The 12,188-nt window shown below is 39.2% G+C and carries 14 protein-coding genes; 10 read left to right on the plus strand and 4 right to left on the minus strand.

Annotation, left to right across the window (positions count from 1 at the left end):
- Positions 1–11 precede the first annotated feature (11 nt).
- The 7 genes from TY15_RS09320 to proC all read left to right on the plus strand — a co-directional run bounded on the left by TY15_RS09320 (position 12) and on the right by proC (position 5,727).
- On the plus strand, positions 12–1,076 hold the full coding sequence (locus TY15_RS09320; RefSeq protein WP_040204344.1) for a 3-methyl-2-oxobutanoate dehydrogenase subunit VorB: 1,065 nt from the start codon (positions 12–14) through the stop codon (positions 1,074–1,076).
- Positions 1,073–1,825: a thiamine pyrophosphate-dependent enzyme gene (locus TY15_RS09325; RefSeq protein ID WP_040204346.1), complete on the plus strand. Its 753-nt coding sequence runs from the start codon at positions 1,073–1,075 to the stop codon at positions 1,823–1,825. The genes TY15_RS09320 and TY15_RS09325 overlap by 4 nt, the downstream gene beginning before the upstream one ends.
- Before the next feature lie 2 nt (positions 1,826–1,827).
- On the plus strand, positions 1,828–2,376 hold the full coding sequence (locus tag TY15_RS09330) for a 2-oxoacid:acceptor oxidoreductase family protein (protein ID WP_040204347.1): 549 nt from the start codon (positions 1,828–1,830) through the stop codon (positions 2,374–2,376).
- A 216-nt stretch (positions 2,377–2,592) separates the two neighbouring features.
- On the plus strand, positions 2,593–3,537 hold the full coding sequence (locus TY15_RS09335; protein ID WP_179301713.1) for a sugar-binding transcriptional regulator: 945 nt from the start codon (positions 2,593–2,595) through the stop codon (positions 3,535–3,537).
- A 143-nt stretch (positions 3,538–3,680) separates the two neighbouring features.
- Positions 3,681–4,355, plus strand: a complete 675-nt coding sequence (gene deoC, locus TY15_RS09340; RefSeq protein ID WP_040204349.1) for a deoxyribose-phosphate aldolase — start codon at positions 3,681–3,683, stop codon at positions 4,353–4,355.
- A 42-nt stretch (positions 4,356–4,397) separates the two neighbouring features.
- Complete coding sequence (locus tag TY15_RS09345; RefSeq protein ID WP_040204350.1) at positions 4,398–4,793, plus strand: cytidine deaminase; 396 nt, start codon at positions 4,398–4,400, stop codon at positions 4,791–4,793.
- A gap of 130 nt (positions 4,794–4,923) precedes the next feature.
- Positions 4,924–5,727, plus strand: a complete 804-nt coding sequence (gene proC / locus TY15_RS09350) for a pyrroline-5-carboxylate reductase (RefSeq protein ID WP_040204351.1) — start codon at positions 4,924–4,926, stop codon at positions 5,725–5,727.
- A 113-nt stretch (positions 5,728–5,840) separates the two neighbouring features.
- Here the strand turns inward: proC and TY15_RS09355 are convergent, their stop codons facing one another.
- Positions 5,841–6,842 (minus strand): inorganic phosphate transporter, encoded by a 1,002-nt coding sequence (locus TY15_RS09355; protein ID WP_040204352.1) that lies wholly within the window; start codon positions 6,840–6,842, stop codon positions 5,841–5,843.
- 11 nt (positions 6,843–6,853) lie between these two features.
- Positions 6,854–7,471, minus strand: coding sequence for a DUF47 domain-containing protein (locus TY15_RS09360; RefSeq protein WP_040204353.1), 618 nt, complete (start codon positions 7,469–7,471; stop codon positions 6,854–6,856).
- Positions 7,472–7,903: 432 nt separating this feature from the next.
- Between TY15_RS09360 and TY15_RS09365 the strand changes: the two genes are divergently transcribed.
- Positions 7,904–8,158: a GlsB/YeaQ/YmgE family stress response membrane protein gene (locus TY15_RS09365; RefSeq protein ID WP_040204354.1), complete on the plus strand. Its 255-nt coding sequence runs from the start codon at positions 7,904–7,906 to the stop codon at positions 8,156–8,158.
- A 171-nt stretch (positions 8,159–8,329) separates the two neighbouring features.
- On the opposite strand, the gene TY15_RS09370 is transcribed toward TY15_RS09365, so the two are convergent.
- Positions 8,330–9,247, minus strand: a complete 918-nt coding sequence (locus TY15_RS09370; protein ID WP_040204355.1) for an RluA family pseudouridine synthase — start codon at positions 9,245–9,247, stop codon at positions 8,330–8,332.
- Between the two features lie 119 nt (positions 9,248–9,366).
- Here TY15_RS09370 and TY15_RS09375 point away from each other — a divergent pair, with 119 nt between their 5' ends.
- Together TY15_RS09375 and TY15_RS09380 are read left to right on the plus strand one after the other, a co-directional pair.
- Positions 9,367–9,753, plus strand: a complete 387-nt coding sequence (locus tag TY15_RS09375; protein ID WP_040204356.1) for a YhcU family protein — start codon at positions 9,367–9,369, stop codon at positions 9,751–9,753.
- A 195-nt stretch (positions 9,754–9,948) separates the two neighbouring features.
- On the plus strand, positions 9,949–11,697 hold the full coding sequence (locus TY15_RS09380) for a phospho-sugar mutase (RefSeq protein ID WP_040204357.1): 1,749 nt from the start codon (positions 9,949–9,951) through the stop codon (positions 11,695–11,697).
- Positions 11,698–11,802: 105 nt separating this feature from the next.
- On the opposite strand, the gene TY15_RS09385 is transcribed toward TY15_RS09380, so the two are convergent.
- Positions 11,803–12,057, minus strand: a complete 255-nt coding sequence (locus TY15_RS09385; protein WP_040204358.1) for a YhdB family protein — start codon at positions 12,055–12,057, stop codon at positions 11,803–11,805.
- Positions 12,058–12,188: the final 131 nt, after the last annotated feature.

Consider the following 12,188-nt stretch of genomic DNA (forward strand, 5'->3'; position numbering starts at 1 on the left):
GAGTATTACACATGGGGAAAGTGTTAATGAAAGGAAATGAAGTGATTGCTGAAGCAGCTGTTCATGCTGGATGCAAGTACTTTTTTGGCTACCCAATTACTCCACAAAGTGAACTGGTAGCCTATATGGCAAGGAGATTACCTGAGGTAGGAGGGTTGTTCTTACAAGCAGAAAGTGAAATTGCCGCCATAAATATGGTCTGCGGTGCGGCAAGTACGGGAGTCAGAGTAATGACCTCTTCATCAAGCCCGGGATTCAGCTTAAAGCAGGAAGGGATTTCGTATTTAGTCGGATCTGAGCTTCCAGCCGTTATTTGTAATATCGTCCGCGGTGGTCCTGGGTTAGGGAATATACAACCGGCACAGTCTGATTACTTTCAAGTAACAAAGGGCGGAGGACATGGAGATTATAATATTCCCGTTTTAGCACCTGCGAGTTTACAGGAAATTGTTGAGTTAATTCAGGATGCCTTTGATATCGCTGATCGCTATCGTACGCCTGTTATTATTATGGGCGATGGAATGCTTGGGCAAATGATGGAGCCAGTTGAGTTTGGCGAATATTCTGAGCCAATTGGGCAAACAAAGGATTGGGCGACAACTGGAACGCGCGGCGATGGCGCTCCTAAAATAATTTCTTCACTTGAGCTTGATGCCGAAAGTCTAGAAAAGCGAAATGAGCAGCTCCAGGAGAAATTTGCTCTCATTAAGGAACAGGAAGTTCGCTATGAAACATACGAAATTGCTGATGCTGAATATATTTTGGTTGCTTTCGGAACAGTCGCAAGAATTACCATGAATGCCATCCAAAAAGCAAGAAAGCATGGGGTAAAGGTTGGCTTAATTAGGCCTATTTCTCTCTGGCCTTTCCCAGATAAACCATTTATCGAAACGAGGAACAAGGTAAACGGTTATCTTGCTGTTGAAATGAGTGCTGGACAAATGATTGAGGACGTTAGATTGGCTGTAAATGGATGTGCACCGGTAGGCTTTTTTGGACGAACTGGAGGGGTTGTCCCAAGCCAAGAAGAAATCTACGAAAAAATTATGTCGTTTGCCGGGGGGCTACCTGTATGACAATGAAGACAGTCTTTAAAAAAACAAGCGGCTTGACAGAGAAGCCTACCCATTATTGTCCTGGCTGCACGCACGGTGTTATTCACAGGCTTGTCGGTGAAGTGTTAGAAGAAATGGATATTTTAGAAGATACCATTGGAGTCGCATCGGTAGGATGTTCAGTACTATCGTATGAATATTTTAATTGTGATATGACCCAGGCTGCCCATGGTCGGGCGCCTGCTGTGGCAACTGGGGTGAAACGTGTCTTACCTGATAGATTTGTTTTCACCTATCAAGGTGATGGTGATTTGGCATCAATTGGGATAAGCGAGGTGATTCATGCTGCAGCAAGAGGTGAGAATATTACGGTTATTTTCGTTAATAACGCTATTTATGGCATGACGGGGGGACAAATGGCCCCAACGACGTTGGTTGGTCAAAAAACAGCTACTACCCCTTTTGGTCGTGATATTCATATTCAAGGCTCGCCCATTAAAGTGTGTGAAATGATGGCTACTTTGGATGGTGCCGCCTATATAGAGCGAGTTTCAACCCATGATGTTCCACATATCCAAAAGGCGAAGAAAGCGATTAGGAGAGCATTTGAAACACAAAAAGAGGGAAAAGGTTTCTCAATGGTAGAAGTCCTGTCAACGTGTCCAACCAACTGGGGACTTGATCCGAGCGAATCCCTTGAATGGGTGAAGGAAAATATGATACCAATCTATCCGCTTGGGGTCTATAAAAACAAAGTGGGAGGGAAGTAGCCATGCTTGAGGAAATTATTATTGCCGGCTTCGGGGGTCAGGGAGTGATGTCGATGGGGCAACTTATTGCCTATGCGGGGATGCTCGAAGGAAAAAGCGTTTCATGGCTTCCCTCTTACGGACCGGAACAACGGGGGGGAACAGCCAATTGTGCAATTGTGGTAAGCGATGAACTGGTTGGGTCACCACTTGTGACAAGACCAACAACAGCTATTGTCTTAAATAATCCATCCTTCGATAAATTTGAGCCTCGTGTTCGTCCGGGAGGGCTGCTATTATTGAACTCTTCACTAGTGGTAAGAGCTTCAGGCCGTAAGGACATTAAGGTAATTGAAATAAATGCTACGGATTTAGCGAATGACCTCGGGAATTCTCGGGTGACCAATATGATCCTATTAGGGGCATTTTTAGAGTACCGAAAAATTGTTTCGATTGAATCGATTGTGGAGTCATTAAAAAAGGTTCTTTCACCAGATAAACATCATTTAATTGACGTCAACAAGCAAGCCCTGAAAAAAGGAGCTTCCCTTGTTAATATAGCTAGAATCTAAAAGAAAGTCAGCCGTTCAAGGCTGGCTGTTTGCTACTTGTTAGTATTTCGTTTCATCCATTTTCCCATATTGTAAGGTTCCATTCATTGCAACAAACTCATATAAGTATGATAAAACGTTCAGATGTTATTTTACAATTGTAAAGATATTATGAGTTGCTTCTCTTTTTTTGATACAATCAAGAGAAGAAAAAATATAACAATATGGGTGATACATGTGGATCAAGAAAAATTGACTAAGGTTATTGAGGCAGCAAAATTATATTATTTATTGGATTATAACCAAAACGAGATTGCCAAGGTTTTGGGGGTTTCTCGGCCCACTGTATCTCGGTTATTACAGCAAGCAAAAAGTGATGGTATTGTTCAGATTAAAATTATGGATCCGACAGAGGATATTGAAAATATAGCCGTACAACTAGAAAAAAAGTTCGGTTTAAAAAAAGCAGTGATTGCCTCCATTCCCCAATATGAAAACCATATCATCAAGAATTATCTTGGAGAAAAAGCTGCAAACTATCTAGATGAGATCGTTAAGGATGATGATATAATCGGAGTGACATGGGGAACGACACTTTATCATATTGCTATTGAGTTAAAACAAAAGTTTGTTAAAAATGTGAAGGTGGTTCAATTAAAAGGCGGTGTAAGTCATGCGGAAACAAATACTTATGCTTCTGAAATTTTATACCTATTTGGCAAGACCTATAATACAACACCGCTTCATTTGCCTTTACCTGCAATCGTGGACCATGTGGTCGTAAAACAGGCCATGGAAGCAGACCGTCATATTCGAAAAATTTTAGAACTTGGAAAGCAGGCAAATATTGCATTATTCACAATAGGTTCTATTAAAACAGACTCTCTTTTATTTCAGTTAGGTTATTTTACCGAAAGTGACTTGGAATCCCTAAATGGAAAAGCAGTCGGTGATATCAGCTCACGTTTTTTTGATAAAAATGGCGAAATATGCAACGAAAGTTTGAATCAACGCACACTTGGGATCAATTTGGATGAATTGAGAAAGAAGGAGTACTCAATTGTAGTAGCAGGAGGACCAAATAAAATTGAGGGACTATACGGAGCGCTAAAAGGAAAATATGCCAACGTCCTCATCACCGATCAATTTACCGCGAAGTTTTTACTGGATAAACAGGAATAAAGAAACTGCGTTCAAGCTGTTTTAGAAACATTTTTTACATTTGTTCATCACGATATTTACAAATGTTCATTTAGTTGTTATAGTTAGGTTGTAAATGAAGAGATATTTATATCGAGAATTTAAAAACTAGGGAGGATTTCCAAATGACTAAAAATGTTGTCAATATGATAGATCATACAATATTAAAAGCTGATGCCACGAAAGCAGAAATCGTAAAGATTGTAGAAGAAGCGAAAGAATATTTATTTGCTTCCGTATGTGTGAATCCTACTTGGGTTAAAACAGCGGCAGAAATGCTTGCATCTACTCCAGAAGTGAAGGTATGTACAGTAATTGGCTTTCCTCTAGGTGCTTCAACTTCAGAAACGAAAGCATACGAAACAAAAAATGCGATTGAAAATGGGGCAAATGAAATTGATATGGTCATCAACATTGCAGCCCTTAAAGATCAACAGGATGAAGTGGTTGAAAATGATATCCGTGCAGTAGTAGAAGCAGCCAAAGGTAAAGCAATCGTGAAGGTCATTATCGAAACTTGCTTGTTAACAATGGAAGAAAAGGTTAGAGCATGTGAGCTTTCCGTGAAGGCTGGGGCAGATTTTGTAAAAACATCTACTGGTTTTTCAACAGGCGGGGCAACAGTCGAAGATATTCGCCTTATGCGTCAAACAGTTGGTCCAGAAATCGGCGTAAAGGCATCTGGTGGTGTTCGCAGTCGTGAAGATGCATTAGCAATGGTAGAAGCTGGAGCGACGCGAATTGGAGCAAGTTCAGGAGTGTCAATTGCTAAAGGTGAGCAGTCTTCTAGCAGCTATTAATTAGATAAATGTGAGGATAATCGAATGCGGGGGGTGAATAGTATGGAAGAAAAAATACTGATCAAAGAAGCAAATCATGCAAGAAAATTTGCCTATGTTCCCTATTCAAAATTCAAGGTGGGGGCTGCCCTTGTATCCAAGGATGGCCAAGTCTTTCATGGTTGTAACATCGAAAATGCTTCGTACGGTATGACCAACTGTGCAGAGCGTACAGCATTGTTTAAAGCTTATTCAGAGGGAATAACCCAATTTGATGCACTAGTGGTTGTTGCTGATACCGAAGGTCCTGTATCACCTTGTGGTGCCTGCCGTCAGGTGATTTCAGAGCTTTGTGATGAAGAAATGGAAGTCGTGCTTACTAATTTAAAGGGTAGTGTTCAAAGGATCAAAGTGAAGGATCTTCTTCCTGGTGCATTTTCCCCTAAAGATTTAAAATAGAATTATTATAAAAAAGAAGTTAATCAACCTGATTATCTTCTTTTTTTATTTTCTTCATGATCACTGATAGGATGGTATGAAAATTGTGTGAGCAGACTAATAGAAATTATTAAGATAGGTGTTGAAACAGATGAATAAAAAGATTGGTTTTATTGGGGCAGGGAAGATGGCTCAAGCAATGATAGCTGGAATGGTAAAATCAAATGTCATTCCTCGGGAAAATATCATAGCAAGTGCGGCAACAGAGTATACATTACAACAAATTGAGCAAATTTATGGGATTTCTACAACCCTCGATAACAAAGAAGTTGCGAAGATAGCAGATATCGTGATTTTGGCGGTGAAGCCAGACATCCATGAATCAGTTATCAATGAGATAAAAAACGAAATGAAGAATACTGCCATTATTGTTACCATTGCAGCGGGAATTACCCTGCAAGAACTCATCCGCTATTTTGGCCGACCGATAAAAGCTATTCGGACAATGCCAAATACGCCCGCCCTTGTTGAGGAAGGTATGAGCGTAATTTGTGCAAATGAACAGTTAAGTGAGGAAGAGATTGCTGAGGTGGAAGAACTATTTCAGTGTTTTGGTAAAACGGAACGCATGTCTGAAAAGCTAATGGATGCCGTCCCGGCCATAAGCGGCTCCTCCCCAGCCTATGTTTACTTGCTCCTCGAAGCAATGGCAGATGGAGGAGTTCGACAAGGCATTCCACGGGATCAAGCTTATCGTCTCGCCGCACAAGCAGTTCTTGGTGCTGCTAAGATGGTGCTTGAAACAGGTAAACATCCTGGTGAATTGAAGGATCAAGTATGTACCCCAGGTGGAGCAACAATTGAGGCAATAGCAACTCTCGAGAGAGAACAATTTCGCGGTGCAATACTAGCGGCAATGGAAAGCTGTACAAATAAAGTAACAACATTAAGTTAGACAAACTTTAATCAACTAAGCCACCGGACTGATTAAACGGGCGGTGTTTTTATGTGGTTATGAATCTTTTCCCTAATAACAAAACCCCAGAGACAGTGTCCCTGGGGTTTTGTTTAAAAGAAAATATTTAGGATGTAGTAACAGATTGCTGCAAAGAGCGCTGTAATCGGAAGGGTGATGACCCATGTTACGAGCATACGTTGAGCTGTATCCCATTTAACCCCTTTTAGACGATGGGCAGAACCAACCCCTAAAATTCCAGAAGAGATAACATGCGTCGTACTTACTGGAAGATGAATTAAGCTCGCTCCGAAGATAATCCCTGCTCCAGTTAAGTCTGCAGCGACTCCATTAATAGGGCGGATCTTCATAATTTTACCACCGACTGTTTTAATGATTTTCCAGCCGCCAATCGAGGTACCTAATCCCATCGCAATGGCACATGAGATTTGAACCCATAATGGGACATCGGCATTTTTTGGAAGAAACTCATTGGCAATTAAAGCCATCGTGATAATCCCCATCGATTTTTGGGCATCATTTGTCCCATGTGAATAGGATTGTAATGCGGCAGTAGCAATTTGAATAAATCTGAAGTTTCGATTTGTCTTTGTTAAATTGTTATTCTTAAAGACCACTTTAAAAATACTGTAAATAATATAACCGACCACAAACGCTAAAATCGGAGAAAGAATAAGTGCCTCAATAATTTTGATAAACCCACTATAGTTCAACACATGTAACCCTTGTGCCGCAATCGCAGCACCCGCAATCGATCCAATTATGGCATGTGACGAACTACTTGGAATTCCGAAATACCATGTAATCAAGTTCCAGGCAACAGCCGAAATCAATGCGGCAAGGATGACAACAGAGCCATTAGAAAGATCAAAGGGGTCGACAATATCCTTTGAAATGGTTTTAGCGACGCCAGTAAATGTCATTGCCCCAACAAAGTTCATGACGGCAGCTAACATGATCGCCTGGCGGGGTTTTAATGCTTTAGTTGAAACAGCTGTAGCGATTGCATTGGCAGTATCATGGAAACCATTAATAAAGTCAAATGCAAGGGCACCAATTACGATTAATATCGTTAGTATTAATACAATGCTCATATTTTTACTCCTTAGGCATTTTTCATGATAATCGTTTCAAGAGTATTTGCAACGGACTGGCAGTAATCAGCAATATCCTCAAGATTCTCATAAATTTCCTTATATTGAATAATGCGAATCGGGTCCTTTTCAACCGTAAATAGATTTTTAATGGATTGACGTAAAATATTATCGCAGTTTGATTCATAGTCCTTAATTTTAATCGCATGCTCGCGAATTTGCTGTAACTTTTTCGAAGATAGAAGTTCAACTGCATGATCGATTTCATGAACACTACCTTGTATAGCATCCACAAATTTGGTCATAAACTCGTCCGCGTGTGTGATCGAATACATTTCAAATAATGCGGCACATCCTTCAAGGCCATCAAGTACATCATCCATGCTCATGGCGAGGTGGAGAATGTCTTCACGTTCAATTGGAGTAATGAAGGCATCATTTAATTCTTTAATAACTTCATGAACGTAGGTATCTCCTTTTGTTTCGAGTTCCTTCATCTTTTCAGAGAAAATTTTCAAATCACTAACGTTTTTTAATTTATACTCTGTAAAGAAATTAGCACTTTCTTTAAGGTTAGTTGAAATATTTTTTAGCAGAGCAGAAAATTTATCTACTTTTTTAAATGCCATTTGATTTAACCCCCGTTTTTCTTTAAAAAATTATATACGAAACGAACTAATTTTAGCTGAAAAAGTCGAAAAATGAAACAAAAGCTGTGAAATTTACAAAAACTTAACATTAGAATTTTCAAAAAATAACTATGGGGTAGTTTTATTGTTTTACTTTTACCTAGAAATAGTAATTTATGTGTCGTCACTGAATTTTTATCAGTACCATCAACATACATTTGGCATTTTATTCGTTTAATGAGTATTAAAAAGATATTTGGGTACTTTATAGGTACAGGCAGTAGAGAATTCTTTGAAAGAGGGCCAAAATTGCGGTTGAGAGGCTTAGTTGTATGTAAATAGAAGGTTCAGCCATCTGATCCTCTCTGTTTCTAACTCACCTTTCAACTACTGTCTGATTATTAGAAGAGATACTAAAAAGGAGTGTTCTAAATGAGTTTCATTTGGGCATTAATTGTAGGTGGAATTATTGGCTGGTTAGCAGGACTAATCGTCGGAAGAAATATTCCTGGTGGCATTATTGGTAATATCATTGCAGGTTTTATTGGTGCATGGCTTGGGACTGCAATTTTAGGCAATTGGGGACCGCATGTTGCTGATTTTGCGATCATTCCGGCCATTATCGGTTCTGCCGTATTAGTTCTACTATTAAGTTTCATTTTGCGTGCCTTTAGAAAAGCTGATTAAGCATTGGCTATAAGATAGTAGCAAAAATAAAAAGGATGTCTCATCGGTCTTCATAATGGCCGGTGAGACATCCTTTTTTAGCAGATAGGAAAGGATAAACTTTCCTATTATGCATAAGTCCACTACGCCTCTGTCTTCGCCCTTAGGGGCTCGCTAATCGGCGAGGTTTCTTTATATGGAAAATACATCAATAGGCTGAAAAATCTCTTTTAAATCGGTAAATGGAGCATGACAAATGATTGATTCCATGGTGAAAGGATGGATAAATTCAAGCCTAGCGGCATGGAGTGCCTGTCTATTTATGGTGGGTTGTCCACCATATAATGTATCTCCCACAATGGGATGCCCAAGGTGGCTTAAATGAACTCTTATTTGATGTGTCCTTCCTGTTTCAAGCCAACACTTTACATATGATATCTGTCTATTTTTATCTTCTTTTACTAACTGATAATGGGTGATCGCAGCTTGGCCGGAAGGTGAAACCCTTCTTCTTGTGGCATGATGACGATCACGACCAATCGGTTTGTTGATGATTCCTTTTTTTTGTGAGAAAAAACCATGAACGGCGGCAATATATGTCCTTTTGATGCCCCGTTGCTCGAGCATTCTATCTAAAATGGAACCTGCTAAGGCATGTTTAGCAAAGAGAATTGCGCCTGAAGTGTCCCGATCTAATCGATGAATTTGATGGATGTTTCTTGATTCTCCTTGAGCTTGCAAATAAAAGACTGCTGCATTCATTAAAGTATCTGTATCCCTATCATTTGGATGAGTGTTCATAAATGGTGGCTTATTTATAATTAACACATGGTCATCTTCGAATAAGATGTCAATTTCTTGAGCATTCGGTCTAACTCGAAGCTCTTCTTCTTCAAATAGGTGTAATAGTAACTTGGAGCCTGCTGCCAACGGCATATTCCAATTCACACGACTTCCGTCTAGAAGAACTTTATTTTCCATCCGGAATTGATGGGTTGTTTTTTTAGGTGCTTCCCATATATGACGGAAAATCTCGTCAACCGTTTTCCCTTCCCATTCTGTCGGGATGTTGATTTGTAACCATTCTCCCATTCGTTTCGGATTTAGCATGGTATACTCCTTTTATAACGGACTGTGGTGATAATTACCACCCAAAATGCGCCCGAATTTATGTTATTCTTATGATATATTTTACGACAGAAATATAGGAAGGCAAAGGTGGGTTAAAAGTGAAAATAGTATTTGCCTCAACACCGAGTCAAGAGGAAGAGATTAATGATCTGGTGGGGTACATTTATTCTAATATTTTTCCTGTTTATTTTACTGATGAAGAGATTTGTCAATTTGAGAAATTAAGGGTTTTGCAACCGACTGAGGATTTTAACACATTAAAAGATGCTTTTCAGGTAATGACCAGTATGCGGACGTTAATATCTATTTTGGAGTCAACACAACTAGATGAACAATACGCAGCCGTTTTTAATAAAAATGTAACCATATTGCAGGAATTTGGTTTGTTTTTCCCATTTGAATATGAACAATTTCTCGAGACAAAATGCATGAGAAGCATGATGCTCAGTGTTTATTCTAAAGCAGATAATGAGTTGATTATATAGGATAACAATGGCCTGCATTTTTTTTGCAGGCTTTTTTATATTCCAATTGACTGTAATTTTGAGGTATTATAATATTTGATGGCGTTTTCTAACACATCCTGAAAAAAATGTCGGTTGACTTACGCGGATTTTTGCAGGAGTAACGAACTAGAATTTAGAAACAATAACAATAGCCAGAAACAGGAGGGACATCATATGAATTGGAAAGCAATAGCAAACAGTTGGATGGAATTTAACGAGTTGGATCATGAATTAAAAAATGAATTAGCAGAAATGAGAAATGATCAAAAGCTGCTTGAAGACTCCTTTTATAAGAATTTAGAATTTGGAACGGGTGGAATGCGCGGGGAGATTGGTGCTGGGACAAACCGGATGAATCTTTATACTGTCCGTAAAGCATCTGCAGGCCTTGCAGAATACATAAAAGAACATGGTGAAGAAGCGAAGCAACGAGGGGTAGTCATTGCTTATGACTCACGCCACAAATCTCCTGAATTCGCATTGGAGGCAGCAAAAACTCTTGCTACAGAGGGAATTCAAACATATGTTTTCGATGAACTAAGGCCAACTCCAGAACTTTCATTTGCCTTACGATTCTTACATGCTTTTTCCGGTATTGTGATTACTGCCAGCCATAATCCGCCAGAATATAACGGTTATAAGGTGTATGGTTCTGATGGTGGTCAATTGCCACCAGATGCAGCAGATACCGTTATTGCTAAGGTGAATGCAATTGAGAATGAATTGTTAATTGAAGTCGATAGTGAAGAAAAATTGAGGGAAGCAGGATTAATAAAGACGATTGGTTCAGAAATTGACGCGGCTTATATTGAAAAATTAAAAACGATCTCAGAAAATCCCGACCTTGCAGAAGAATCAGATATAAAAATTGTGTTTACTCCACTACACGGAACAGCGAATAAACCGGTTCGTGCAGCACTAGCAGCGTTAGGCTATAAAAATGTTACAATCGTAAAAGAACAGGAACTGCCAGATCCTGAATTTTCAACAGTCAAGAGTCCAAATCCAGAAGAGCACGCTGCTTTTGAATTAGCCATTCGTGATGGGAAAAAAGTAGGAGCTGATATTTTAATTGCAACGGATCCCGATGCCGACCGACTTGGTATTGCTGTCCTCAATCACGAAGGAGAATATGTTGTTCTAACAGGCAATCAAACGGGTGCGTTACTTGTGGATTATATCCTTACCCAAAAGAAGCAAAAAGGTACATTACCAAACAATGGGGTTGTGTTAAAAACAATTGTTACTTCTGAAATAGGACGGAAAATTGCCGAGTCTTACCAATTAGAAACCGTCGATGTTCTAACTGGCTTTAAATTTATTGCTGAAAAAATTAAGGAATATGAAACGACAGGTGACCATACATTCCTATTTGGATATGAGGAATCATATGGCTATCTTATCGGTGATTTTGCGCGTGATAAGGACGCTGTTCAGGCAGTGTTAATGGCTGCAGAGGTTTGTGCTTATTATAAAAAACAAGGAATGACCTTGTATGATGGCTTATTGCAAGTTTTTGAAAAATACGGTTTTTATCAAGAAGGACTTCGCTCCTTAACCCTTAAAGGCAAAGAAGGGGCAGAGATGATCCAACGTCTTCTTTCCTCCTTCCGTAGTGAGCCATTATCAAATCTTGGCACCTTTAAAACACTAGCGACGGAAGACTATTTGACAAGTGTTCGCGTCACTAGAAATGGTGAGGAAAAAATCAACTTACCAAAATCCAATGTTTTAAAATATACTTTTGAGGATGGATCATGGGTGTGCCTGAGACCATCAGGAACTGAACCAAAAGTGAAATTTTACTTTGGTGTAAACAGTGACAGCCTAACTGAAAGTAAAACGAAACTCCAAACGATTGAAAAGGACTTTATGGATTTGGTCGATCAAAAAGTGAAAATGGTTCAAGGAATATCCAAGTAAATGAACAGATTAAAGCGGCTCCCATTAAGGGAGCCGTTTTTTGGTGGAATTCTTTGGTCCGGTTATTAAAAATTTCTTCACTAAAAATTGTATCCACTTGTTTTTTCAGGAAAGACTATACAACGGTATCCCATTTTCATCAGGTTCGATATTGTCATTAGCATGATCGATGTAACGAAGAAGGCTATACAGCTTTGATTCAATCACAGTGTAATCACGTTCAAAATTGTAGGCATGCAGGAATTGTTCAATCTTTTTTGATAAAAATTGGTCTTTTGTCCGTACCATTAAAATCAATAAGTTATCCCATTCAGATCGGTGCGTATAGTATAACGCTCTGTCATAATCTAATTTATTCATTTGTTTGTCTCCTCCTTATTAGGAGTTGAGATTATTGTATGTCATTCTCGCGATAACTTTCACAGAAAATGTTGGACACTCAATGTTTACGCTGTTTTCAACATTTACCTGTATAGTTACATTCCTTAATG

The sequence above is a fragment of the Neobacillus jeddahensis genome (assembly GCF_000612625.1).
Classification (GTDB): domain Bacteria; phylum Bacillota; class Bacilli; order Bacillales; family Cytobacillaceae; genus Neobacillus; species Neobacillus jeddahensis.